18 protein-coding genes and 4 tRNA genes are annotated in these 24,136 nt (G+C 65.4%); 8 read left to right on the plus strand and 14 right to left on the minus strand.

Going from position 1 to position 24,136, the window contains the following annotated elements; all coding sequences use genetic code 11:
- Window positions 1-53: 53 nt before the first annotated feature.
- Window positions 54-1,394: an MFS transporter gene (locus LQV39_RS19510; RefSeq protein WP_230027803.1), complete on the plus strand. Its 1,341-nt coding sequence runs from the start codon at window positions 54-56 to the stop codon at window positions 1,392-1,394.
- 12 nt (window positions 1,395-1,406) lie between these two features.
- Here LQV39_RS19510 and LQV39_RS19515 read toward each other — a convergent pair whose 3' ends face one another.
- The 3 genes from LQV39_RS19515 to LQV39_RS19520 form a co-directional block, all read right to left on the minus strand.
- On the minus strand, window positions 1,407-2,675 hold the full coding sequence (locus LQV39_RS19515; RefSeq protein ID WP_230027804.1) for a DEAD/DEAH box helicase: 1,269 nt from the start codon (window positions 2,673-2,675) through the stop codon (window positions 1,407-1,409).
- 99 nt (window positions 2,676-2,774) lie between these two features.
- A complete protein-coding gene (locus LQV39_RS26430; protein WP_290368611.1) occupies window positions 2,775-2,903 on the minus strand; it encodes a hypothetical protein in 129 nt (42 codons plus the stop codon).
- 43 nt (window positions 2,904-2,946) lie between these two features.
- Window positions 2,947-3,615, minus strand: coding sequence for a hypothetical protein (locus LQV39_RS19520; protein ID WP_230027805.1), 669 nt, complete (start codon window positions 3,613-3,615; stop codon window positions 2,947-2,949).
- A gap of 137 nt (window positions 3,616-3,752) precedes the next feature.
- Between LQV39_RS19520 and LQV39_RS19525 the strand changes: the two genes are divergently transcribed.
- Complete coding sequence (locus tag LQV39_RS19525) at window positions 3,753-4,283, plus strand: hypothetical protein (protein WP_230027806.1); 531 nt, start codon at window positions 3,753-3,755, stop codon at window positions 4,281-4,283.
- Window positions 4,284-4,530: 247 nt separating this feature from the next.
- Window positions 4,531-5,997: an NAD(P)/FAD-dependent oxidoreductase gene (locus LQV39_RS19530; protein ID WP_230027807.1), complete on the plus strand. Its 1,467-nt coding sequence runs from the start codon at window positions 4,531-4,533 to the stop codon at window positions 5,995-5,997.
- Between the two features lie 153 nt (window positions 5,998-6,150).
- On the opposite strand, the gene LQV39_RS19535 is transcribed toward LQV39_RS19530, so the two are convergent.
- Window positions 6,151-6,855 (minus strand): sensor histidine kinase, encoded by a 705-nt coding sequence (locus LQV39_RS19535; protein WP_230027808.1) that lies wholly within the window; start codon window positions 6,853-6,855, stop codon window positions 6,151-6,153.
- Between the two features lie 161 nt (window positions 6,856-7,016).
- On the opposite strand from LQV39_RS19535, the gene LQV39_RS19540 reads away from it, so the two are divergent.
- The gene (locus LQV39_RS19540; RefSeq protein WP_290368612.1) at window positions 7,017-7,535 is read left to right on the plus strand and encodes a hemerythrin domain-containing protein; all 519 of its coding nucleotides are present in this window, start codon (window positions 7,017-7,019) and stop codon (window positions 7,533-7,535) included.
- 12 nt (window positions 7,536-7,547) lie between these two features.
- Here the strand turns inward: LQV39_RS19540 and LQV39_RS19545 are convergent, their stop codons facing one another.
- Window positions 7,548-9,176 (minus strand): response regulator, encoded by a 1,629-nt coding sequence (locus tag LQV39_RS19545; RefSeq protein WP_230027809.1) that lies wholly within the window; start codon window positions 9,174-9,176, stop codon window positions 7,548-7,550.
- A 235-nt stretch (window positions 9,177-9,411) separates the two neighbouring features.
- Between LQV39_RS19545 and LQV39_RS19550 the strand changes: the two genes are divergently transcribed.
- Window positions 9,412-9,858, plus strand: a complete 447-nt coding sequence (locus tag LQV39_RS19550) for a hypothetical protein (RefSeq protein ID WP_230027810.1) — start codon at window positions 9,412-9,414, stop codon at window positions 9,856-9,858.
- A gap of 176 nt (window positions 9,859-10,034) precedes the next feature.
- Here LQV39_RS19550 and LQV39_RS19555 read toward each other — a convergent pair whose 3' ends face one another.
- The 3 genes from LQV39_RS19555 to LQV39_RS19565 all read right to left on the minus strand — a co-directional run bounded on the left by LQV39_RS19555 (window position 10,035) and on the right by LQV39_RS19565 (window position 15,242).
- Complete coding sequence (locus LQV39_RS19555) at window positions 10,035-11,048, minus strand: diguanylate cyclase domain-containing protein (protein ID WP_230027811.1); 1,014 nt, start codon at window positions 11,046-11,048, stop codon at window positions 10,035-10,037.
- A gap of 144 nt (window positions 11,049-11,192) precedes the next feature.
- Window positions 11,193-14,189: an ATP-binding protein gene (locus tag LQV39_RS19560; protein WP_230027812.1), complete on the minus strand. Its 2,997-nt coding sequence runs from the start codon at window positions 14,187-14,189 to the stop codon at window positions 11,193-11,195.
- 213 nt (window positions 14,190-14,402) lie between these two features.
- Complete coding sequence (locus tag LQV39_RS19565; RefSeq protein WP_230027813.1) at window positions 14,403-15,242, minus strand: response regulator; 840 nt, start codon at window positions 15,240-15,242, stop codon at window positions 14,403-14,405.
- A gap of 473 nt (window positions 15,243-15,715) precedes the next feature.
- Between LQV39_RS19565 and LQV39_RS19570 the strand changes: the two genes are divergently transcribed.
- Window positions 15,716-16,291, plus strand: a complete 576-nt coding sequence (locus LQV39_RS19570) for a YfiR family protein (protein ID WP_230027814.1) — start codon at window positions 15,716-15,718, stop codon at window positions 16,289-16,291.
- Complete coding sequence (locus LQV39_RS19575) at window positions 16,288-18,201, plus strand: ATP-binding protein (protein ID WP_230027815.1); 1,914 nt, start codon at window positions 16,288-16,290, stop codon at window positions 18,199-18,201. Before LQV39_RS19570 ends, LQV39_RS19575 begins: the two co-directional genes overlap by 4 nt.
- A 73-nt stretch (window positions 18,202-18,274) precedes the next feature.
- On the opposite strand, the gene LQV39_RS19580 is transcribed toward LQV39_RS19575, so the two are convergent.
- The 6 genes from LQV39_RS19580 to LQV39_RS19605 all read right to left on the minus strand — a co-directional run bounded on the left by LQV39_RS19580 (window position 18,275) and on the right by LQV39_RS19605 (window position 20,321).
- Window positions 18,275-18,877 carry an FxDxF family PEP-CTERM protein gene (locus tag LQV39_RS19580; protein WP_290368613.1) on the minus strand — a complete coding sequence of 201 codons (603 nt, stop codon included), beginning with the start codon at window positions 18,875-18,877 and terminating at the stop codon, window positions 18,275-18,277.
- Between the two features lie 424 nt (window positions 18,878-19,301).
- A tRNA-Arg gene (locus LQV39_RS19585) sits at window positions 19,302-19,378 on the minus strand.
- Window positions 19,379-19,558: 180 nt separating this feature from the next.
- Window positions 19,559-19,635, minus strand: a tRNA-Arg gene (locus LQV39_RS19590).
- 52 nt (window positions 19,636-19,687) lie between these two features.
- On the minus strand, window positions 19,688-20,062 hold the full coding sequence (locus tag LQV39_RS19595; RefSeq protein ID WP_230027817.1) for a hypothetical protein: 375 nt from the start codon (window positions 20,060-20,062) through the stop codon (window positions 19,688-19,690).
- A tRNA-Arg gene (locus LQV39_RS19600) sits at window positions 20,035-20,111 on the minus strand. The genes LQV39_RS19595 and LQV39_RS19600 overlap by 28 nt, the downstream gene beginning before the upstream one ends.
- A gap of 133 nt (window positions 20,112-20,244) precedes the next feature.
- Window positions 20,245-20,321: transfer RNA gene (locus LQV39_RS19605), tRNA-Arg, on the minus strand.
- A gap of 105 nt (window positions 20,322-20,426) precedes the next feature.
- Between LQV39_RS19605 and LQV39_RS19610 the strand changes: the two genes are divergently transcribed.
- On the plus strand, window positions 20,427-24,136 hold a 3,710-nt coding region (locus LQV39_RS19610), incomplete at its 3' end, for a two-component regulator propeller domain-containing protein (RefSeq protein WP_230027818.1).

Below are 24,136 nucleotides of genomic sequence, written 5' to 3' on the forward strand. Positions count from 1 at the left end.
TGCGCGCCGGCCAAACGGCCGCGATAGTGGAGCCCTTGGAAAAGGAGACAACAATGAACACTGTCACAACAAAACCGGCCCTCGACGGCCATGTCGACGCCGGCGAGCGCATCTCCGGCAAGCGCCTGCGCGCGATCTTCGTCGGTTCCGCCGGCAATCTGGTCGAGTGGTTCGACTTCTACTGCTATTCGGCCTTCGCTCTGTATTTTGCGAGTTCCTTCTTCCCGAAGCAGGACCCGACCGCGCAGATGATGTCCACGGCCGGCATCTTCGCCCTCGGCTTCTTCGTGCGCCCGATCGGCGGCGTCCTGTTCGGCCACATCGGCGACCGCCTCGGCCGCAAGAAGGCGCTGATGACTTCCGTGCTGCTGATGTGCTTCGGCTCTTTGCTGATCGCCTGCGCCCCGACCTATGCGACGGCCGGCATCCTCTCGCCCTGCATCCTGCTGCTGGCGCGCCTGCTGCAAGGCCTGAGCCTGGGCGGCGAGTACGGCGCCAGCGCCACCTACCTGTCGGAGATGGCGGATTCGAAGCGCCGCGGCTTCTACACCAGCTTCCAGTACGTGACCCTGATCGGCGGCCAGTTGATGGCGCTGCTCCTGCTGCTGGTCCTGCAGCGCTTCCTGCTCGACGCCGACCAGCTGAAGGCCTGGGGCTGGCGCATCCCGTTCTTTGCCGGCGCCTGCCTGGCGTTGCTGGCCCTGCGCATGCGCCACGACATGCCGGAAACCCAGTCCTTCGAAGCCGCGCGTAAAAAGTCGAAATCGATGGGCGGCCTGAAGCAGCTGGCCCAGCATCCGCGGGAAGTCCTGCTGGTGGTCGGCCTGACCATGGGCGGCACCCTGGCCTTCTACGTCTACACCACCTACATGCAGAAGTTCCTGCGCCTGTCGGTCGGACTGACGGATGCCCAGACCACCGCCGTCTCGGCTGCCTCGCTGCTGTTCGCGATGTGCCTGCAGCCGCTGTACGGCGCGCTGTCCGACCGTATCGGCCGCCGTCCGCTGCTGGTGGGCTTCGCGCTGCTCGGCACCTTGTTCACCGTGCCGCTCCTGACCGCCATCCGCCACGCCAGCGGCCCGTGGGAAGCCTTCCTCCTGATCGCCTGCGCCTGGATGATCGTGTCCGGCTACACCTCGATCAACGCCCTGGTGAAGGCCGAGCTGTTCCCGGCCTCGATCCGCGCCACCGGCGTCGGCGTGCCCTACGCCTTCGCGGTGTCGGTGTTCGGCGGCACCGCCGAGTACCTGGCGCTGTGGTTCAAGGCTGAGCAGATGGAGAGCGGCTTCTACTGGTACGCGACCGCGGTGATCGCCTGCACGCTGATCGTCTGCTTTTTCATGCGCGATACCAGCAAGCAGTCGAAAATCGATGCGGAGATGAAGGCGCAGTAAAGCGCTTGAAACTCAACGCCGGAAGCGCACGTCTTCCTGTAACACCGGCGCATTGCCCTTGGCCGAAGAAGCCCCGTGTTTGGGCTTCTTCGGCTTTTTCGGCTTCTTGACGATCTGGCCGCCGGCATTCGTTTCCGGCACGCGGTGGTCGGGCGAGAAGCCCGGTTCTTCCTTGCGCTCGAGCGTCTGGCCGGTCAGGGCTTCGATCGCCGCCAGTTGCTGCACCTCGTCGGCGCAGACCAGCGACACCGCCTCGCCCGAGGCGCCGGCGCGGCCCGTGCGGCCGCTGCGATGCACGTAATCCTCGGCCACGATCGGCAAATCCACGTTCACCACCACCGGCAGCTCGTCGATATCGAGGCCGCGCGCGGCGACGTCGGTCGCCACCAGGATCCGTACTTCGCCGGCCTTGAAGCTGTCGAGCGCGCGCAGGCGTGCGGGCTGCGGCTTGTCGCCGTGGATCGAGTCGGCCGAAATTCCTTTGGACGCCAAGAGCTCGACCAGCTGGTCCACGCCCTTGCGCGTCTTGACGAATGCCAGTGCCTGCGGCCAGGCGTGACGCTTCAGCAGGTGCAGGAACAGCTCGGGCTTCCTCTTCTTGTCGACCGGGACGATCCACTGGCGGATCGCTTTCACCGTCGTGTTGCGCGGGCTGGCGTCGATGCTGACCGGGTCGCGCAGCAGCTTCGTCGCCAGCGCGCGGATCGGATCGGAGAAGGTGGCCGAGAACAGCAGGGTCTGGCGGCGCTTCGGCAGCAGGGCCAGCAACTGGTCGATGTCGCGCGAAAAGCCGAGATCCAGCATGCGGTCGGCCTCGTCCAGCACCAGGGTCTGTACCTGGTTCAGGCGCAGCGCGTTCTGGCGCTGCAGGTCGAGCAGGCGGCCGGGCGTGGCCACCAGCACGTCGACGCCTTTACGCAGGCGCATCATCTGCGGGTTGATGCTGACGCCGCCGTAGGCCACCATCGTGCGCAGCGGCAGGCCTTCGCCATAGGCGCGCACGCTCTGGTGGACCTGCTCGGCGAGTTCGCGTGTCGGCACCAGCACCAGGGCGCGCGCCGCGTTGCTGTTCACCTGCATGCCGTCCGTGACCAGGCGCTGCAGCAGCGGCAGGGCGAAGCCGGCGGTCTTGCCGGTACCGGTCTGGGCGGCGGCCATGACGTCGCGGCCTTCCAGCACGGCGGGAATCGCCTGCGACTGGACCGGGGTCGGCGAATTGTACGAAAGGGCGGACAGGGTGCGGACGATCTGGTCGATCAGGCCGAGCGAAGCGAACGACATGGGCAGGCGGTCTTGTAAGAGGTGAAAAGAGTGTGAAAAGGCGACAGTGTACCGCGCCGCCATGAGAGGCGGCGGGCGAGACCGCGGAGACCCGCGGTGTCAGGATACGGTGACGGCGCCGCCGGACAGGTCGACGGTCGGCTTGACCGGCTCGCGCCGGTCCTGGCAGGCCACCGCCATCAGGCAGACCAGGAGCACCAGGCTCCAGCGCAGCGGATGATTGTGCATGATCCCCTCCATGCAGACATCCTAGCGCCGAATGCCGGATAAATCAAAAGCTGTAGTTCAGGCTGGCGCGCAGCACCGGATAGACCTTGAAACTGTCGATGTCGTCCTTCAGGCGCAGGCGCTCGGCGGCGATATCTTCGTTCAGCAGGTCGCAGACGATCTTTGCGACCGTGCAGCCATAGCTGCCCAGCTTGACGTTCGGGTTGCCCTGGAAGAAGGCGCCGAGGTCGGCATTGAAACTCCAGTGGTTCTTGTTGGTGGCAGCGAGGGCGTTGCCCCAGCCGATGCCGAGATAGGGGGCGGCCTTGCGGTAATCGATATTTCCCTTCACGATGCCGATGTCGGCGGCGGTGTAGCTGTGGCCGTTCACGATGATCTGGCCGTTTTGCAAGGGATTGGCGGTGGCGTCGAAGCGGTTGCCGTTGTAGACCAGGCCGCCGGTCAGGTGGAAGGGGCTGCCGTCGCGGACATACCAGTCGAACAGGATGTCGAAGGTCTGCAGCTTGCCCTTGAGCGTGTAATCGAGCTGGCCGGTGCTGCGGTCGAAGTCGTGCTTGAAATAGTTGGCGCCGAAGCGGCCGTTCAGGTTGGACTCCATCGGGACCACGACGTGGAAGCCGGCGCCGGTGGTGCCGAGGTCCGCGGTAATGCCGACCTGCGCCTGGGCGGCGCCGGCGGCGAGGAGGGCGGCTGCCAGGGGAACATATTTCATGAACATCGTTCTGCCTTCAAGATTGAGAAACGGAAAGCGGGCATTGTATCGGTAACGGATGTAATTATGTGTTGCAGCGAACTGAATGCAACTTTCCCTTTGGTAAACTCGCCACATACTTATATGGAGAGAAAGCCATGAAATCGATCATCTTCGGCGCCGCACTCTGCGCAGCGTTCCCGGCCCTGGCCCAGACCAATGTCAGCATCAGCGTCGGCCAGCCCGGCTTCTACGGCCGTGTCGACATCGGCGACTTCGCGCCGCGGCCGGTGCTGTACGCGCCGCAGCCGGTGATCATCCGCCAGGATCCGTATTACGTGGCCGAGCCGGTCTACCTGCGTGTGCCGCCGGGCCATCGCAAGCACTGGGCCAGGTTCTGCGGCCGTTACGACGCCTGCGGCCGCCGGGTCCTGTTCGTGCGCGATGACTGGTACACCAACACCTATGTGCCGCGCTACCGCGAGCATTACCACGGCGGCGGCTACCGCCGTCCGGAGGTGCGCGTGGTCGAGCGCGTCGAGTACCGCGACCATGATCGTGGCCACGACCGCGGCCGCGATCACGGCGGCCGCTGGGAAGATCATGGCCGCGGCCATGGCGAGGGTCACGGACGCGGTCATGGCGAAGGCCACGGCAATGGCCATGGCAACGGGCACGGCCACCACTAAGAACCTGTCCTGGCAATCGTGGGCACACCGTGCCCGCGATGGCCAAGCCGCCCGGGCCGTCAATACGCCCGCGCCAGCGGCGATTCCGCCCTCGTAGTAAACTGGTCTTGTTAGCCCGACAGTCCGGGCGTCTAACGAGCTCAGGGCAAGGCGCATTCGTCGAAGACAGTACGCAAGTACGGCGAGACGAACGCAACGCGGCCATGGGTTCGTTAGACGCTCGGTGGGCGCTACGAGGGAGGCAGTTTTGCATAGCGAGATTGTGATCGTCGGAGGCGGGGCAGGCGGACTGGAGCTCGCCTGCAAACTGGGCCGCAAGCTGGGCCCGTCCAAGGTGATGCTGGTGGATAGCCGGCTCTACCATGTCTGGAAGCCTTCGCTGCACGAGGTGGCGGCCGGCACCCTGGACATCCACCAGGAGGGCCTGTCCTATCAGATGCTGGCCCACGACCGCGGCTTCACCTTCGTCTACGGCGCCATGACGGCGCTCGATCACGCCGGCAAGACCATCAGCGTGGGCGCGGTGAACGCCGCCAGCGATGGCGAAGAGATCTTTCCCGCGCGCACGATTTCCTTCCGTTCCCTGGTGATTGCCGTCGGCAGCACCTCGAATTATTTCGGCGTGCCCGGCGCGCGCGAACACACGATATCCCTGAACGCCACCGAGGACGCCGAACGCTTCCGCCTGCGCCTGTTGCGCCTGCTCGCGCGCGCGGCCGAAGCCAAGGGCGAGGGCGCGTCGAATCCCGGCGTGGCGGTGGCCAAGGCGGTCGGTTCCGGCAGCTTCGAGTCCGGCGTCGTCGCGGCCGATGCTGCGGGGGCGGGCGCAAGGGCCGCCACCGCGGAAGCGACCCTGACGGCGAACCCGGCCGCGGTGACCGATGCGGGCATGAAGCCAAACAGTCCCGCCACCGGCCTGGACATCGTGATCATCGGCGGCGGCGCGACCGGCGTCGAACTGGCCGCCGAGTTGCGCGAAGCATCGGGCGCCTATGCCGCCTACGGCTTCAATCGCCTGCAGGTCCAGCGCGACGTGCGCATCACCCTGCTGGAAGGCGCGCCGCGCATCCTGGCCCCGCTGCCGGAGAAGGTGTCTGCCTCGGCCGCGCGCCTGCTCGACGAGCGCGCGATCCGCGTCGTCACCGATTGCCGCGTCACGCAGATCGACGCCCACCAGGTGATCGACAAGGAAGGCAATGTCTATCCGTCCGATATCTGCGTGTGGGCCGCAGGCATCCGCGCGCCGGAATTCCTGGCCTCGCTCGGCTTGCCGACCAACAAGGGCGGGGCGATCGAAGTCGACGACCGCCTGCGTGTAAAAGGCGTGGATGGCGTGTATGCGCTGGGCGACTGCGCCGCCTGCATCGACGGCGGCGGCAAGCCGGTCCCGCCGCGCGCCCAGGCCGCGCACCAGCAGGCCGATTACCTGCTGAAGACCTTCATGAATGTGAATGCGGGACATGCGCCGCCGAAAGACCCGTATGTCTACAAGGATTACGGCTCGCTGGTGTCGATCGGACACCAGACCACGGTCGGCAACCTGATGGGCTCGCTACGCGCCAGCTGGTTCGTCGAGGGCTTCCTGGCGCGGATCATGTACTTGAGCCTGCACCTGATGCACCACCAGGCGATTCTGGGGTCGATGCGGACCGGGGTGCTGGCGGTGGCGCGCTTCCTGATTCGGCGGACTACGCCTTTGGTGAAGCTGCATTAGCCCGTCGTGCCGGGCATTGCCCGACCCGACTTCCCGCGAAAGCGGGAATCCATACTGAGCTAGCACGCACGCGACGCATGGAGGGAATAGTGCCGGGGGCACTATTCCCGCTTTCGCGGGAATGACGGTGGTTAATTCGCGGGAATGACGGCCTTACTGCTTCGGCAGTATCAGAGTCAACGCCGTCCCACCCTCCGGCCCCGGCCCGATCTTAATCGATCCACCCAGCAGCCCGGCCCGCTCCCGCAGCAGCCGCAGCCCATGGCAGCTCAGCGAGCTCCCCGCATCCGCCGCCGCACCGACGCCATTGTCGCGCACGGTCAGCATCGCCTGGTCGCCATCGTCGTCCAGGATCACCTCGACCTCGCTGGCCTGCGCATGGGCGGCCACGTTGCGCAGGCCCTCCTCGGCGGCGCGCAGCAGGGCCACGCCCTGGGCACGCGAGTATTCCGGTTCTTCGTCCGGCAGGCTGGCGCGCGCCTTGATGCCGTGCTCCTGGCCCCATTCCACGACCAGCTCGGCGATCGCGGCCTTCGGGCCCAGGAATTCGAGCTTGTCGTTCCACAGCGCCAGCTGCATCTTGCGGTTGGTTTCGATGATGTTGTTCAGCAGCTGCTTCATCTGCGCGGCGCGGTCGCGCTGCGGCTGCTCCTTCAGATGCGAGGACAGCAGGCCCAGGTGCATGGTCAGCGCCGTCATCGACGAGCCCAGGCTGTCGTGCAGGCGCCGCGCCAGCAGGCGCCGCTCCTCGTCCCAGCAGGTGGTGAGGTGGCCGAGCAGTTCGGTGAGTTCCGCGACGCGCGCGGCCGGGTCGCCATCCTGATTGGGTGAAGGTGCTTGAGGTAGCGAGGCTTTCATGAAAGCAACCAAATAATGTTTCCCAAAATGATACAACAGCTTGGCTCTAGGCGGCGCGCAGGAAATGGAAATGTGTGTTTCCGTACAGTCGGCAGGACGCGCTTGGGCGAAGCTGGTGCCACTGCTACAAGCGCAGCCATCCAATCACGAGGGGGAATACCATGAGCACCAAGTCGAATGCAACTTCCGCTAACGCCGCGAAAAACGCCGCCATCCACGCTGCAAACATCAGCGGCCAGGACGCGATCGCCCTGCTGACCGCCGACCACCGCGAAGTCTCGGACATGTTCAAGCAGTTCGAGGAACTGGGCGACCGCGCCAAGGCCAGCAAGCAGAAGCTGGTCGAAAAGATCTGCAAGTCGCTGATCGCCCACACGCAGATCGAGGAAGAAATCTTCTATCCGGCCGTGCGCGAGGACGTCAAGGATGCCGACGACATGGTCGACGAGGCCGTGGTCGAGCACCAGGCCGCGAAGGACCTGATCCAGCAGCTGCAGGAAATGGACCCGGATGAAGACCTGTATGACGCCAAGGTCAAGGTGCTCGGCGAAGAAATCGAGCACCACGTCAAGGAAGAGGAAGAGGAAATGTTCAAGCAGGCCAAGAAGAGCGGCCTGGACATGAAAGCCCTGGGCCAGGAAATGGCGCAGCGCAAGCAGGAAATCCTCTCGACCCTGTAATCAGGGTTTCAATCAGGCGTTGGCCGGGCTGGCTGCCTTTGTGGCCGGTTCGGCGAGGCGCGCCAGCAAGGTCGCCAGGTCGACCGGTTTGACCAGGTGCAGGTCGAAGCCTGCGTCCAGCACGCGGCGCTGGTCTTCGGCCAGGCCGTAGCCGGTCAGGGCGATCAGGCGGATGTCGGCGGTGCCTGGATGCTGGCGCAGCCGGCGTACGACTTCGTAGCCGTCGATGCCGGGCAGGCCGATGTCGACCAAGGCCACCGCGGGCAGCTCGGCGGTGGCCAGCTTCACGCCCTCCAGGCCATCGCGCGCCTGGATCACCGGATACCCATAGGAAGCCAGCATGGTCGCCATCATCTCGCGGCCATCGTCATTGTCTTCGATCAGCAGCACGGTCGGTTTGGCGGACGCAGTAACGGCGCCGTCCGGCGTTTCCTGCGCCACGGCCGGCTCGGTACGCGGCAGGCGGATCTCGAAAGTCGAACCGCCGCCGCTGCCGGCGCTGGTGGCGCTGACGCTGCCACCGTGCAGCTCGACCAGGCGCCGCACCAGCGACAGGCCGATGCCCAGGCCGCCCTGCGAGCGGTCGATCGAGATCGAACCCTGCACGAAGACGTCGAACACGTGCGGCAATAGCTCGGACGAAATGCCGACGCCGGAATCGCGCACGGTCAGCACCACTTCCTCGGCGACGGTGTCGACGGCGATCTCGATGTCGCCGCCGCTGGGGGTGTATTTCAGCGCGTTGTCGATCAGGTTGGTGGCGATCTGCTCCAGACGGGTCGGGTCGCCGTCGACCCAACCGGCGTTCATCCGGCTGCTCAGCTGGTAGCCGGCGGTGCGCCCGGTGGCGCGGAAGGTGTCCAGGCAGCTCGACACCAGCGGCCCGATATCGATGCGTTTTTTCGACAGCAGGATCTTGCCCGACATCGCACGCGACAGGTCGAGCAGGTCGTCGACGATGCGCGACAGGTGCTGGGTCTGGCGCTGGATGATCAGGCGCGCGCGCCCGACCGACTCGGCGCCGGCGCCCGGCATGCCGAGCAGGGAAGAGGCGCTGCTGATGGCCGACAGCGGATTGCGCAGCTCATGGCCCAGCATTGCCAGGAATTCGTCCTTGGCGCTGCTCTTGCGCTCGGCCGCGCGCCGCTCTTCCATTTCGCGCACGAGGCGCTTGTTGGTGGCGGTCAGCTCGGTGGTGCGCTGGGACAGCTTTTCCGCCTGGCGCTTGAGCTGCTCGTTCTTGGTGGCGAGCGCCACGAACACCTGCACCTTGGCGCGCAGCACCTGCGGGATGACCGGGGTGAACAGGAAGTCGGCGGCGCCGCGCTGGTAGGCCTTCAGGCGGTCGATCTCATCGGCCAGGAAGGCCGTCACGAAAATGATCGGGATGTCCGCCGAGCGCGGGCGCTGGTGGATCGCCTCCGCGGTCTCGAAGCCGTCCATGCCCGGCATGTTCACGTCCAGCAGGATGACGGCGAAATCGTGGCGCAGCACCTGGCGCAGCGCGTCCTGCCCCGAACGGGCCGACAAAACGTCGTAATTGCTTTCCTCGGCCCACTGATCGAGCAGGCTGGTGAGCGCCAGCAGGCTGGCGGCATCGTCGTTGACGACGAGGATTTTCGGTTTATCGGTGTTCGGCACGGCTCTTACCAGAGGGGTCAATACATTGTATTCACAAACTTTGCAAAGGATAGCAGAGCGTGTTCCATTGCAAAATAATTCTAGAAAAAGTGTTGCAATTAATCATGATAACACGGGCGAATAAAGACGAAAAAACCAATCGTGCGTCCCTGATTCATGGTTCGGTGCCGCACATACGAGGCGCAAGAGGGTATGAGATAGTGAAGAAGACGGGCGCCAACTTGAAAGGACAGACATGAATATTCAAATCATCGTAAATGATACCCATCATGATAAATGCTTCCGCGAACTGGTCGACCAGCCGGTCACGGCGCTTCGCGGCATGACCGAGCAGCAGGCCAACGCCCTGCGCGATGCATTCGGCATCAATACCATCGGCGAACTGGCTGAACTCAAGGCCGTCAAATGGGCCCGTGCCATCCGCACCATGGCCTTCGCCGAAGCCGAGCCGAGCGGCAATGTGGCCAAGGAGGCCCTGATCGACGACGCCGTCGAGATGACCTTCCCGGCCAGCGACCCGGTGTCCATCCAATCCAGCATCACCCGCATCGAAGTGCCGCCGGAGAAGGTCGACGCCAGTTCGGACCACCAGGGAGCTGCCGCCATCGAGGCGAGCAACCAGCAAGCCATCGGTTCCAATGCACTGGGACCGGGCGGGGACAAGACGGCCGGCGCGGCCTGATTGTTCATTTGTTGAATGAAGCGGGCGCAGCTGGTGACGGCTGCGCCTGTTTTTTTATTCCCTCCAAGTTCTGCTCGAACAAACGATACGCATGCAAACTTGGGTCCCCGCCTGCGCGGGGACGACGTTGACGGGTTCGCGGTTATTTTCGAGCGTTTGCCGTGCTCGGGAGGTACTCAGCGATGCTGCGCCAATTCAGGCGCCGCCGACGGCGTCACCGCCGGCACTTGCGGCTTCACGGCCTGGGCCGCCTGGCGCGCGGCGCTGCCGTTGGCGCAGAAGCGGTTCTTGCCGCCGCGCTTGGCTTCGTAGAGGGCGTAGTCGGCGATGCTGATCAGGTCGGTGACATTCTCGGCGTCGTCCGGGTACATGCTGATGCCGATACTGGTCGACAGCTGCAGGGTCAGGTCGTTGATGAAGAAGGGTTCGGACAGGGCTTCGACCAGCTTGGCGGCCGGCCCCTGGGCGTCGGCCAGGCAATGGATGTCGCCGAGCAGGACGATGAATTCGTCGCCGCCCAGGCGGGCCACCGTGTCTTCCTTGCGCGAGTTCGACAGCAGGCGCTGCGACACCATTTTCAGGATCTCGTCGCCGTAGGCGTGGCCATAGGTGTCGTTGATCGCCTTGAAGCCGTCAAGGTCCAGGTACATCACCGCCGCCTTGTGGTGGTTGCGGTTGGCGTGCTGGAGGGCGGTTTCGATACGGTCTTCGAGCAGGCGGCGGTTCGGCAGGCCAGTGAGGGCGTCGTGCAGCGCCAGTTCCTGCTGGGCACGGCTGTACTGGGCCAGCTCCTTGTAGAGCAGGCGCACTTCAAGCATGTTGTGGATGCGCTTGTGCACTTCGAGCAAATCGAAAGGCTTGCTGATGAAGTCGCGGGCGCCGGCTTCGAGGGCCGCGATCTTGAAGCTGGGCTGGGCGGTCAGCGCCAATACCGGCAGATAACCGCCTTGTTCAATTTCTTTCAGACCCTTCATCACCTGGAAACCATTCAAACCAGGCATCTGCAGGTCAAGGAGGATCAGATCGTAGTTGTGTTCGCGATGCAATGGGCATACCTGCTCCGGCAGCATCGTGGAGCTGACATCGGTGTAGCCTTCCTCCTTCAATATCTCTTCCATCAGTTCGATATTGTCGGGCGAATCGTCTACGACCAGAATCTTTGCGTTCAGGATGTCTTGGCGGCTTGGCATGCGTAATCTCGTCAAATCAAGGCTGACGGCCCGGACAACACTACTCCGAACCCACCTCTAGTGCAACTTTTTCTAGTCTAGCAAAGGCTGCAGAATTTCTTGTAGGACAGCGCCGCGTGCGTGGGTAGGAACAACAACCGCACATTAGCGGAGGCCATTTTGCCCTATGGCAGGGGCTGCAACACGGTGCACCAAGGGCGCCGTCGGCCCCACTACCGAGGCCACGGTGGCGATCAATTCGCTCGGTTCGACGGGTTTCGAGATGTGCGCGGAAAAACCCGCTTCGAGGGCGCGCAGCCGGTCTTCCGAGCGGGCAAACGCGGTCAGCGCAATGGCGGGGACCTGGCCGCCTTGCTCCCTGGGCAGGTGGCGCACCCAGTCGAGCAGCTCGAAACCGTCGACCTCGGGCATGCCGAGATCGCTGATCAGGAGGTTTGGCGCCGATTCCTTGAAACGCGCGAAGGCTTCGCGCGCGCTGGCGGCGATATACACGGTGGCGCCGCAATCGGTCAGGATGCGATTGATCAGCTCGCGGTTGTCGCGGTCGTCGTCGACCACCAGCGCATCCACCCCGTTGAGGTTGCGCACCGTCATGTCCGGCGTGTTCGGGTTCGGGTTCGGCAGGATCATGGCCGCGCGCGCAGAACGGGCCGGCGCCGGCTGCTGTTTGGCCAGCGGCAATTCAATGGTGAAGCTGGCGCCGCGGCCTTCGCCAGCGCTTTCCGCGCGCACCGTGCCGCCATGCTGCTCGATCAGCTGCTTGACGATGGACAGGCCCAGGCCCAGGCCGCCGTGGCGGCGCGTCATCGAGGCGTCGGCCTGGCGGAAGCGCTCGAACACGTGGGTGATGAACTCGGGCTTGATGCCGGCGCCGTTGTCGCGCACGGTGATGACCACGTTGGCGTCGTTGCGCGTCAGCAGCACTTCGACCAGGCCGTCGCGCGGCGTGAACTTGATGGCGTTCGACAGCAGGTTCCACACCACCTGCTGCAGGCGCGCCGGATCGCCGGCGATCATGCCGGGATCGGCGGCGAAATGCTTCTCGATGCGGATGTTCTTGGCGTCGGCCGCCGGGCGCACGGTCTCGACGGCGGCGTCGATGAAGCCGGTCGGTCCCACCACCTGCATGTCGAGCAGCACCTTGCCTGAGGTGATGCGGCTCATGTCCAGCAGGTCTTCGATCAACTGGGCCTGGGCGCGGGCGTTGCGCTCGATCGTCTGCAGGCCCTTGGCCAGGTCGTTCTGGTCGCGGCCGCCGCGGCGCAGCACCTGAGCCCAGCCGAGAATCGCGGACAAGGGGGTGCGCAGCTCGTGCGACAGGGTGGCCAGGAACTCGTCCTTCATCTGGCTGGTGCGCTCGGCGTCCAGGCGCGCCAGCCTTTCGTTTTCGAGCAGCACCTTGCGCTCCTCGGCGGCGCGCTGGGCCGCTTCGTACAGGCGTGCATTGTCGATCGCGACCGCGGCCTGGGCGGCGATGCCGCGCACGATGCGCTCGGTTCGCTCGGTGAACACGCCCGGCTCCGGGTGGCCGAAGAACATGGTGCCCAGCACCTCGCCCGAGTGCGCGATCACCGGCACCGCCAGGTAGCTGCGCACTGGCGGGTGGCCGGCGGGCGTGCCGGCGCGCACGCCGAACAGCGAGTGGCCCGCAAAGCGCGGATCCTGGGCAATGTCGTCGGCACGCAGGACGTCCTGCAGCGCCTGCCCCGGCGCCGCCACGCCCGGCCCGAACAGGGCGTTCGGCCCGGTCTCGCCGAAGGGTTCGAATTCGGCGGTGCTGGCGCCGGACACGGTGTACAACGAAAACATCTTGCCGTCCGCGCCATCGCGTCCGTGATACAGGAAAGCGCCATGGCGCGCGCCGGCGATGCCGGTGGCGGCGTCGGTGGCGGCCTGCAGCAGCGAATGCAGTTCACGCGTGGAGGCCAGGGCGCTGCCGGTGCTGTTCAGCAGTTCCAGCACGTGCGACTCGTCGCGCAGCGCCTGCTCGGCGCGCTTGACCTCGTCGACGTCGGTATTCGTGCCGAACCAGCGCACCACCCGCCCGTGGCGGTCGCGCACCGGGTTCACGCGGGTCAGGAACCAGCGGTACTTGCCGTCCGCGCCGCGGATCGGGTATTCCATTTCGAAGGGGTCGCCGCTGCGTACGCTGGCCTGCCAGCGTTCCAGCACCAGCGGCAGCACGGTCGGCTCGCAGGTCGATTGCCAGCCCCAGCCGACCACCTGGTCGGGCGTGGTGCCGGTGTAGTCGAACCAGCGCTCGTTGAACCAGACGATGGCGCCGTCGGCCTGGGCCATCCAGGCCAGCTGCGGGATCGTGTTGGCCAGCGCGCGCAGCACTTCCTCGCTCTGGCGCAGGGTATCCTCGGCGCTCTTGCGGGCGCTGATGTCCTGCACCACGCCGGTCATGCCCAGCACGCCGCCGCGGCGGTTCGGTTCGGCATAGTCCGCGCGTCCGACCAGGGTCACCCAGCGGGTTTCGCCGCCGTCGCCCAGCAGGCGGCATTCGAGTTCGACTTCGCTCTGGCCGGCAAAGGCCTGCAACACCGCGCGCCGCACGGCTTCGCGGTCGTTGGGGTCGAGCCGGGCGCGCAGCTCGGTCCAGGCCAGCGGGGTCTCGGCAGGCAGGCCGAAGATCGCGGCGGCGCGTTCGCCCAGCACCAGGCGGTCGCTGGCGGCATCCCAGCGCCAGTCGCCCAGGCCGCCGGCGGCCAGCGCCACCTGCAGGCGGCTGTTGCCGAGCAGGAGGGCCTGCTGGTCGGCCTTGCGGCGGTCGATGTCCTGGAAGTACAGGGTCAGGCCCTCGGCCGAGGGCAGGGCGCGCACCTCGAACCAGTGGCGCAGCGCCGGATAGAAGAATTCCTGGATCGCCGATGCATGGCGCTCCATGGCATTGCGATAGATGGTTTCGAGCGCGCTGCCGCGCAGTTCCGGGAAGGCGTCCCACAGGTCGCGGCCGATCAGGTCGCTGCGTACCTTCTGCAGCGGCGACAGCATCTCGAGCGCGCGCCCGTTGATGTAGGTGATACGCCATTCCTGGTCGACGGCGCAGAAACCGTCGGTCAGGCTCTCGAGCATGTTTTCCATGCGCTCGTTGGCGCGGCGCAGCGCTTCCCTGGCCTGGCTCAGCTCGTCGCTCATCGCCGCTCCTGTGCCGTCGCGCCGCCGGGCCAGGCTGGCGCGGAGGGTCGGGGGGTGCTGCAGGTAGGAGCGGTTTGAATCATGTTTCGTGGCTGTGGTCGTGCGCAAGGGCCTGCCGCGCGGGAGGCGCGGACGGTCCCGCCCTGCGTACTTGGCAAGCCGTACATGGATTCTAGCCCAGCGCAGCCGGTTTGATACACACCGTTGCCCGCTTCAGCCGCGCGCCAGCTTCTGGCCGGCCACCTTGTCGAGTGCCGCCTGCAGCTGGTCGAGTTCGTAGGGCTTTTGCAGCGACAGGTAGGGGAATTCGACGTGGCGCAGCAGCGTATCGCCGTAGCCGGAGGCGAAGATCACCTGCATGGCCGGGGCCTCGCCCACCGCCTTGCGCGCCAGTTCGACGCCCGACATGCCGGGCAGGCTGACGTCGGTGAACAGCACGTCGTAGGGGCCGGCGGCCAGGCGGCTCAGCGCGTCGTCCGGGTGGCCGACGCCATCGGCGTGGTGGCCGAAGGCGCGCAGCATCTCGCAGACCAGGTATTGGGAGTCGACATTGTCCTCGACCACCAGGATGCGCAGCGGACCGGCCGCCGCTTCCTCGGCCGATCCGGCGGCGCCGGTGGCCGGGGCCAGCACGCACAGCACGCCGGCGACGCTGCCGTCGGCCGCGCGCAGCGGCGTGAAGTGCAGGTTCTGCGTGAGCTCCGTTCCGCCGGCGGCGCCGGCAAAGCCGAAGCTGCGCGCCGCGGCGATGCCGGCTTCCCCATTCCAGGCGCGCTCGAGTTCCTGAGCCGCCACGGCGAGCGGCGGCGGCAGCACCGGCGGGACATTACCGCCCGGGAGCTTGCCGTAGCCGGGACCGGCCAGCACGGCGTAGGGCTCGTTGAAGACCACTGTCATGTCGCGGCCCCACACCAGCAGCGCCGGTAGCGGCAGGTTGAACAGCAGGTCGGCCGCCATGCGCAAGGGCCATGGCCATTCTCCGGGATCGCCGAGCCGGGTGGCAGACCAGTCGTAGGTGCTGGAGGAGCGGGCGGGTTGTCCGGGTTGGGTCATGGCAGGATGTGCATTGTTATCTAAACGAAAAGAACGAAATCCTACACCAAATCCGCAAGCGGGGGCGGCGCGCACGCGGGCAAAAAAAAAGCCCGCTAAGGAAGCGGGCTGAATCTATCCTTGGAGGAGAATAGAGGAGACATGAGCATCATGCTGCATCGCAAAAAAGAAATCCAATTGATATTCGTAATGACAGTTATTAATGGTTTAAATGGCACAGCAGAGGCCGCTTGAGTGTGCTTCTCCCCGCGCACGCTTGGTGCACTCGGGAAAATGCTCTACGATAGCAAGATGATGAAGAGTTACTCGCAGTCTTTTGCATTCTCCGGAGCGCCGTATGTACAAGTGGCGCTGCGCATCCGGGAGCCGGCCGAGTCGCGTCCCGCCGCGTTGCGGACCGCCACGTTAACCGAAGTCCTCGTTTCCTGACCCGGCCGATGCACCGTCCAATGCGCTCTTCACGGAACCGCGGCATGCGCCGCAAGCTGGCCGGCTGGGCGCTGTTGTGCGCCGCTGCGCTATGCGGCGCGCCTGGCCTGGTGCCGCCGGCGCACGCCGAGAACGCGGCCACCAGCCCGGCCCTCGAGCGGCGCGTGAAGGCGGCCTTCCTGTATAAATTCCTCGGTTATGCCGAATTTCCCACCGGCGCCTTTGCCGACGCCGCCAGCCCGGTCACCATCGGCGTGGTCGGCGCCGACGACCTGGCCGCCGAACTGGCGCGCATCGTCAGCGGGCGCACCGTGAACAACCGGGCCATCGTGGTGCGCGTGCTGCGCGAATCCGAGCTGGGCGCGCCGGTGCATCTGTTGTTCATCGGCGGGTTCGACGCCGGCCGGGTCGGGCGCATGGTGCGCGCGGCGGGCAACGCGCTGCTGGTCGTGACCGAATGCGACGGCGGCCTGCAGCAGGGCAGCGCCATCAATTTCCGTATCGTCGACGAACGCGTGCGCTTCGACGTCGCGCTGGACGCGGCGGAACGCAATGGCATCAAGCTGAGTTCGCGCCTGTTGACGGTGGCGAACCGGGTGCAGAAAGGAGCGCTGCAATGACAGGCGCGATCGCCAAGGTGCGCGACAGCTCCGTGCGCCGCAAACTCATCCTGATGGCGGTGTCGACCACGCTGGCGGCCCTGGTCGCGGCCTCGGTGGCGATGCTGCTGGTCGACCTGCGCGCTTTCCAGCGCTACTGGACCGACGACCTGATGACCCAGGCCGACATCATGGCGCGCGTGACCGCGCCGGCGCTGGCCTTCAACGATGAAGAGACGGCGCGCCAGAACCTGGCGGTGCTGCGGGTGCGTCCGCAGATCCTCGCGGCCGCCATCTATACCAGCAACGGCACGCGCTTCGCCGGCTACGTGGCGCCGGGCACGGCGGGCAGCGCCACCCAGCTGCCGCCGCGTCCGCAGGCTTCCGGCTACCGCATCGAGGGCAGCGAGATCGTCGTATTCCGCAACATCGTCGAGAACGGCGACATGGTCGGCACCGTCTACCTGCGCGCGCGCTACGGCCTGTTCGACCGCCTGCTCAGCTATGGCGCCATCCTCGGCGCGGTGATGCTGGGCGCGCTGGCGATCGCCTGGCTGGTGGCCTCGCGCCTGCAGGAAGCGATCACGCGGCCGCTCGGATCGGTAACAAGCGTCGCCCGCCAGGTGATGCAGCGGCGCGACTACGGCCTGCGCGTGCCGGGCAAGGAGAGCGGCGAGATCGGCGTGCTGATCGACGCCTTCAACGAGATGCTGGCCGAGATCGGGCGCCGTTCGGACGCGCTGCAGGAAGCCAACGCCACGCTGGAACACGAGATGCAGGTGCGCCAGCGTGCGGAACAGGCGCTGATCCTGGCCGACCGCCGCAAGGACGAATTCCTGGCGACCCTGGCGCACGAATTGCGCAATCCGCTGGCGCCGATCCGCACCGGCCTCGACATCCTGCGCCTGCGCAGCGGCGACGCCCAGGCCACCCAGCGCGCCACCGACATCATGGAACGCCAGCTGCGCCAGATGGTGCGCCTGGTGGACGACCTGCTGGACGTCTCGCGCATCAATACCGGGAAGTTCACGATCAAGTCCGGCCGCGTCGAGCTGAAGGCCGTGGTCAACGATGCGCTGGAGGTGGTCCGTCCCTACATCGACCTGCACGGCCACGAACTGCAGATCGACCTGCCGGACCGCCCCGTGTTCCTGAACGGCGACGCCACCCGCCTGGCGCAGATCCTGTCCAACCTGCTGAACAACGCCGCCAAGTACACCAACCGCGGCGGCCGCGTGAGCCTGAAGGCGACGGTCGAGGACCGGACCCTGGTCGTGGTGGTTGCCGATACCGGCATCGGCCTCGCGCCGGACATGCTCGACACCGTGTTCGAAATGTTCGTGCAGGTCGATTCGACGCTGGAACGCTCGACTGCCGGCCTGGGCGTCGGCCTGTCGCTGGCGCGCAAGCTGGTGGAACTGCACAACGGCAGCATCGAGGCGCACAGCGCCGGCCTGGGCCACGGCAGCCAGTTCGTGGTACGCCTGCCCATCGTGGTCGATCCGGAACTGCCGGCGAAACCGACCCCGGCATCCTTCATCAGCGCCGAGACCTACCGCATCCTGCTGGCGGACGACAACGTCGACTTCGTCAACAGCATCGGCGCGCTGCTGACGGCGATGGGCCACAGCGTGGTCATCACCCACACCGGCCCGGACGCGCTGGCTGCCGCCAAGCGCTTTTGTCCGGACTACGCCTTCCTCGACATCGGCCTGCCGCAGATGTCCGGCTACGACCTGGCGCGCGGGATCCGCAACCTGTCCTGCGGCGCGATGACGGTGATGATCGCCGTGACCGGCTGGGGCCAGGAAAAGGACCGCCAGCTGGCCTTCGAGGCGGGTTTCGACCACCACATGGTCAAGCCGGTCCGCTTCGAGCAGATCGAGGAAATCCTTGGCAACCGCAGCCTGATCAAGAAACTGCGCACATGAACAAAGCGGACATAAAAAAAGCGGAAGCGCTTTCGCGCCTCCGCTCCAATGCCGTGTAGACGGACGCTGGAACTTAAGCAGTAGCCTGGTTGGCAGCCTGCTTGCGGCGGCGAGCCAGGAAGCCCAGGACGCCCAGGCCAGCCAGCATCATGCCGTAGGTTTCAGGTTCCGGAACCGGCGCCAGCATCACGGCGCCGCCGAACGAGGCCGAGGTATCCGACACGAGGTTACCGCTCACCAGGACGTAGTAGTCGCCGGCAGCCAGGTTGTCGCTGGACAGGGTCCAGACATCCATTTCACCGGAGTGCAGCGAGGTGCCGTTGGTGACCAGGGTGTCTGCACCCGTATCGCCAGTGCCGGTCCCGCCACCCACGCGGTACAGCGACAGGCCGCTGAAATCGAGGCCGGTGTCTGCAGTGCGGCTGATCGACGAAACGATGGCATCGAAGTTCATGCTGGTGGTGCCGGTCACCGAGAAGGTGAAGTGATCGGCAAAGGTGGCGCCATTGTTGTTCATGGCGAAGGTGTCACCGAAGAAGCCGCTACCGTTGGTCAGGTCCAGGACCTGCGGGGTGGTGCCAATGGTGGTGGCAGGCGGAGTCGTCTGGGCCATGACGGCCGAAGAACCGAACGTTGCGGTAGCAAACACGATACCAGCGATCAAAGATTTATTCATTTCTTACCTCGCAAAGAAACAGCCGCGTCCTGCAGCTTGGTTTTTCAAGAATCGGGGAACTTCATCGTAGCAAAACGTCGGTAAAGCGCGTGAAAAACGCTTTATGTGTGCGCTTCTGCGAAGAAAAATGCATCTGCTCAATATTTTCCAGCAGGACTCGGCTTCTACCCGATTCTCATAGAGGAGACGGGTCAAATTGCATTAACGAGTAGAAAAACTTATCAGGGTTGCCAAGTATTTGTAGGATCGGTCCTACCCGGAGACGCGAGAATCTCCTCGGTAGAGTTCATTTCCGTTGGCGAACTTTTATTGAACGCTCGGCAAATAGCTTGCCGACTGGGACTGCTCGTATGCCTGAGCGTATGGAAGAGTCAAATAAAAACGGCTCAGATATCGCTATCTGAGCCGTTCTTTTTGAAAAAGTTGGTGCGGCTGGCAGGAATCGAACCCACGACCCCTTGGTTCGTAGCCAAGTACTCTATCCAGCTGAGCTACAGCCGCCCGAGGCCGTATTATAGCGAAGTTTTGCCAATTGGCAAAGTAGGCAAATAAGGCAAACATCGTGGAAAAGAGGGCGGTCAGATTTGGCTGACAGTATGGCCGGGAAGACGCGGGGATATCGCGTGCAGAAAAGAAAAATGGCCCAGAAATTTCTTTCTGAGCCATTCGTCCTGAAAAAGTTGGTGCGGCTGGCAGGAATCGAACCCACGACCCCTTGGTTCGTAGCCAAGTACTCTATCCAGCTGAGCTACAGCCGCCCGAGGCACGCATTATAACAGCGGGTTGGCGATTGGCCAAGTCCTCGCTACTTCAAAGACCAGAACCATACTTCCCTGGAGGTCCAATCGCATCCGGTGGCCGTGCCGTACTAAAAAACGAAACGATTCCCTTGCGCGTCCTGATCGCTTGCTCGGCCGCCTGTCCACTCTTGAATTTTTCGGGAACACCGAGGTGACGGACTAACCAGTTGCTCAGGCGCCGCTGGCCGGTTTCGATCATGCGGCCGCGATATTTGCCGGCCTTGATCGGGTAAGTGCCTGGATTCGGAAAACCGGCGCCGGAATTGGGTGCTCGCAAGCCACAGATGTGGCCGGATCGAGAAACAAACAAAAATGGCCCAGAAAGCAGAACTTTCTGAGCCATCTCTGATGCATAAGTGGTGCGGCTGGCAGGAATCGAACCCACGACCCCTTGGTTCGTAGCCAAGTACTCTATCCAGCTGAGCTACAGCCGCCCGAGGCACGCATTATAGCGGGCCTTCCAACTTTGGTAAAGTGCCTACTGCGCAGGGCAAGAATGGAAGGGCGAGCTACAAAGAAAAATGGCCTGGAAAGCAGAACTTTCCAGGCCATCTCTCAGGTATAAGTTGGTGCGGCTGGCAGGAATCGAACCCACGACCCCTTGGTTCGTAGCCAAGTACTCTATCCAGCTGAGCTACAGCCGCCCAAGACGCTATTATAGCAGCGACATCCCGGAGGGGGAAGAGTTAATTTTTTTCAACAGGACAAGGGCTTCTGGTAGATTGAAGGCTGTCTCCGGAAAACCGTCTATGTTCCGCTTTCTCTTCGCCGCCGCAGCCACCGTCCTGATCTCGTTCGCCAGTCTGCCGGCCCAGGCCGGCGCGCCGCGGAGCCTGCGCTTCGAGCACCTGAGCCTGGAGCAGGGCCTGTCGCAGGAAACTGTGAAGACCATCCTGCAGGACCGGGCCGGCTTCATGTGGTTCGGTACCCAAAGCGGACTGAACCGCTACGACGGCTACCGCATCCGCGCCTTCCGCAGCGATCCGGCCGATCCCTCCAGCCTGCCCGACAACTATGTCCTGGCTTCGTACGAAGACGGAGAAGGGCGGCTGTGGTTCGGCACCCGTGGCGGCCTGGTCCGCTTCGACGACGCGCGCCAGAAGTTCGTGCGCTATCCCTTCGTCTCCGGCAGCGAACCAGTGGCGCGCAACCGCGCCGTGACCGCCATCGTCGGCGACGGGACCGGCGGACTATGGATCGGCACCGGCGAGGGCCTGGTCCACCTCGACTCCGTCAGCGGACGCTTCCGCGTATTCCGCCATAACGGCAACGACGCCGGCAGCCTGCGCGACGACCGCGTCAGCGCGCTGGCGCTGGATGGGCGCGGCGGGCTGTGGGTCGGCACCGGCGTCGGCATCGACCACCTGCCGGCCGGCGCCACCAGCTTCGACCACTACGATATCGACCCACACGGCGGCGCCAAGCGCAACACGGTGCTGTCGCTGTCGATGTCGCAGAACGGGACGCTGTGGGTCGGCACCGCCGCCGGCCTCGATGCCTGGCGCACCGGCGAGGGCCAGCCGCAGCGCCGTCACATCGGCGCCGAGGAAGGCATCGGCGAGACCGGCATCCTGACCCTCTACCACGACGCCGGCAACAACCTGTGGGTCGGCACCGACCTCGACGGCCTGAAATGGCTGGATCCCGCCAGCCAGCGCTTCGTCGGCTATACCAATGTGCCGCTCGACCGTCACAGCCTGTCGGACAACCAGGTCAGCGCGGTCCGCGTCGACCGCACCGGCACGCTCTGGGTCGGCACCCTGTTCAGCGGCGTCAACCGCGCCGACCTCGCCAGCGGCGGCTTCGGCAGTTTCACCCTGCTGCCAGGGGAGGCGGGCGACCGCACCGCCACCCTGAGCCGCAAGATCCGCACGATCGCGGCCGGCGCCGACGGCCGCCTGTGGCTGGGCACGACCGGCTCAGGGCTGCTTCACCTGGAGCCGATCAGTGGCCGCGCCGAGCGCATTCGCCACGATCCCGCGCGTAAAGGCAGCCTGCCGGACGACACCATCACCGCCGTGCTGCCCGGGCGCGGGCGCCTGTGGGTCGGCTCGGCCACCGGGCTGTCCTGGCGCGACGCGTCCAGCGGCCTGTTCATGGCGGTGCCGCTGGGGAAGGACTCAGCGTCGAACTACGTCCAGGACCTGCTGCTCGACCGCGCCGGCAACCTGTGGGTGGCGACGCGCGGCGGCCTGTTCCTGCTCGACCCGGATGGCCGCACCTTGAGCGCCTGGCGCCACGACCCGCTCGACCCCAGGAGCCTGGGCGAGAACTACGGCTTCGCGCTGCTCGAGGACCGCGCCGGGAATATCTGGCTCGGCACCGACAACGGCCTGGACCGCCTCGACCGCGCCAGCGGCACCTTCACGCATTTCCGCCACAACGACAAGGACCCGGCCACGCTGCGCCACAACCGCGTCTATTATCTGTACGAGTCGAGCCGCGGCGAGATCTGGGTCGGCACCGCCGCCGGCCTGCACCGGATGGAGCGCGACGCAGGCGGCGCCACCATGTTCCGCTATTTCCCGGTGACGAACACGCACGAGCCGGTGCCGATCGGCGGCATCCTCGAAGACAGCCGCGGCGAACTCTGGGTCAGCACCACCGTGGGCCTGACCCGTATCGACCCGGCCACCGGCGAATTCAAGAGCTACAGCGCGAAGGACGGCCTGCTGGACGGTACGTATTTCGTCGGCTCGGCCGCGAAGGGCGCCGACGGCGAGCTGCACTTCGGCGGCGCCAACGGCATGACCTCCTTCATGCCGGACGCGGTGCGCGACAATCCCTATCCCGCGCAGCCGGTCATCACCGACTTCCTGGTGCAGAACCGTTCGCGCCTGCCGCACGGCCCGGGCGTGTCGAACCGGGTCGAGCTGCCTTACCGCGATTCCGTGTTCACGCTGGAGTTCGCGGCCCTGCACTTCGCCGACCCGCAAAGCAACCGCTTCGCCTACCGCCTGCAGGGCTTCGACCGCGACTGGACCGAAACCGACGCCAGCAAGCGCTTCGCTACTTATACCAACCTGGACCCGGGTCATTACGTGTTCGAGGTCCGCGCCGCCAACAAGGACGGGCTGTGGAGCGACACCCCGGCACGCCTCGCCATCGACATCGCGCCGCCGTTCTGGATGACCTGGTGGTTCCGCCTGCTGGGCGCGCTGGCCGTCATCGGCGCCGGCGTCGCCGTCTACCGCCTGCGCATTCGCGTGCTGGTGCAGCAGACCGAAAGGCTGGAGCGCACCGTCGGCGCCCGCACCGCCGAACTGGTCCTGCAGAAGGAAGCTGCCGAGCAGCAGAAGGAAGCCGCGCTGCAGGCGCGCCGCAACATCGCGCTGCTGTCCGACATCGGCCGCGAACTCACGTCCAACCTGGACAGCGAAGCGATCATGAAAAACGTCTACGGCCAGGTGCGCCAGCTGATGGACGTGAACGTGTTCGCGATCGGCGTGCTGCGCGGCGACCGCCTGGACTGCCCCTTCGTGATCGAAGACGGCAAGCGCGTCGACGGCGCCGAGCAGTGCGGTGCCCGCGTGATGGCGATGGCGCACCGCTGCGCCGAGAACGGCGAGGAGATCCTGGTCGACGATTTCGAGCGTGACGCGTCACGCTGGGTCGGCGACCTGAAGGACGAAGCAGGCGCGCGCCCGCCGGCCTCGCTGATCCTGGTGCCGGTGCTGCTCGGCGCCCGCGCGCTGGGCGTGCTGTGCGTGCAGAGCCGCGAGCACCATGCCTACCAGCACCTGCAGCTGGACATGCTTAGCACCCTGGCCGCCTACGTCGGCGTGGCGCTGGACAACGCCGACGCCTACCGCCAGCTGAAGGACACCCAGGCCCAGCTCGCGGCCCACGAGCGCCTGGCCTCGCTCGGCTCGCTGGTGGCCGGCGTCGCCCACGAACTGAATACGCCGATCGGCAACAGCCTGCTGATGGCCAGCACCCTGCAGGAAAAGACCGAGCAGCTGGCGGCGCGTTTCACTTCGGCCAACCTGAAAAAGTCGGACCTTGAGGGGTGGATCGGGGCGGCGGGCGAAGCCAGCGCGCTGATCCAGCGTAGCCTGCATGCGGCGGCCGAGCTGGTGAACAGCTTCAAGCAGGTGTCGGTCGATCAGGCCAGCACGCAGCGCCGGCGCTTCGACCTGGCGCAGGTTTGCCAGGAGATTGCGGCGACCATCATGAACCAGGTGCGGCGCGGCGGGCATTCATTGGAGCTGCAGGTCGCGCCGGGCATTGTGATGGACAGTTATCCGGGGCCGCTGGGGCAGGTGGTGATCAACTTCGTCAATAACGCGCTGCTGCACGCTTTCGAAGGGCAGGGCGGGACGATGGTGCTGTCGGCCTCCCTGTCGGGAGCGGAGCGGGTGCGGATCGAGTTTCGGGATAACGGGCGGGGGATTCCTTCTGAACACCTGTCGCGGATTTTCGATCCTTTCTTCACGACGCGGATGGGGCAGGGTGGGAC

This window comes from Massilia sp. Bi118 (assembly GCF_918697865.1).
Lineage (GTDB): Bacteria > Pseudomonadota > Gammaproteobacteria > Burkholderiales > Burkholderiaceae_D > Telluria.

What these genes read in the sequence shown, in the direction of transcription:
- LQV39_RS19510 (WP_230027803.1), top strand. Translation starts at nt 54, where the DNA reads ATGAACACTGTCACAACAAAACCGGCCCTCGACGGCCATGTCGACGCC.
- LQV39_RS19515 (WP_230027804.1), bottom strand. Translation starts at nt 2,675, where the DNA reads ATGTCGTTCGCTTCGCTCGGCCTGATCGACCAGATCGTCCGCACCCTG.
- LQV39_RS26430 (WP_290368611.1), bottom strand. Translation starts at nt 2,903, where the DNA reads ATGCACAATCATCCGCTGCGCTGGAGCCTGGTGCTCCTGGTCTGCCTG.
- LQV39_RS19520 (WP_230027805.1), bottom strand. Translation starts at nt 3,615, where the DNA reads ATGAAATATGTTCCCCTGGCAGCCGCCCTCCTCGCCGCCGGCGCCGCC.
- LQV39_RS19525 (WP_230027806.1), top strand. Translation starts at nt 3,753, where the DNA reads ATGAAATCGATCATCTTCGGCGCCGCACTCTGCGCAGCGTTCCCGGCC.
- LQV39_RS19535 (WP_230027808.1), bottom strand. Translation starts at nt 6,855, where the DNA reads ATGAAAGCCTCGCTACCTCAAGCACCTTCACCCAATCAGGATGGCGAC.
- LQV39_RS19540 (WP_290368612.1), top strand. Translation starts at nt 7,017, where the DNA reads ATGAGCACCAAGTCGAATGCAACTTCCGCTAACGCCGCGAAAAACGCC.
- LQV39_RS19550 (WP_230027810.1), top strand. Translation starts at nt 9,412, where the DNA reads ATGAATATTCAAATCATCGTAAATGATACCCATCATGATAAATGCTTC.
- LQV39_RS19555 (WP_230027811.1), bottom strand. Translation starts at nt 11,048, where the DNA reads ATGCCAAGCCGCCAAGACATCCTGAACGCAAAGATTCTGGTCGTAGAC.
- LQV39_RS19560 (WP_230027812.1), bottom strand. Translation starts at nt 14,189, where the DNA reads ATGAGCGACGAGCTGAGCCAGGCCAGGGAAGCGCTGCGCCGCGCCAAC.
- LQV39_RS19565 (WP_230027813.1), bottom strand. Translation starts at nt 15,242, where the DNA reads ATGACCCAACCCGGACAACCCGCCCGCTCCTCCAGCACCTACGACTGG.
- LQV39_RS19570 (WP_230027814.1), top strand. Translation starts at nt 15,716, where the DNA reads ATGCGCCGCAAGCTGGCCGGCTGGGCGCTGTTGTGCGCCGCTGCGCTA.
- LQV39_RS19575 (WP_230027815.1), top strand. Translation starts at nt 16,288, where the DNA reads ATGACAGGCGCGATCGCCAAGGTGCGCGACAGCTCCGTGCGCCGCAAA.
- LQV39_RS19580 (WP_290368613.1), bottom strand. Translation starts at nt 18,877, where the DNA reads ATGAATAAATCTTTGATCGCTGGTATCGTGTTTGCTACCGCAACGTTC.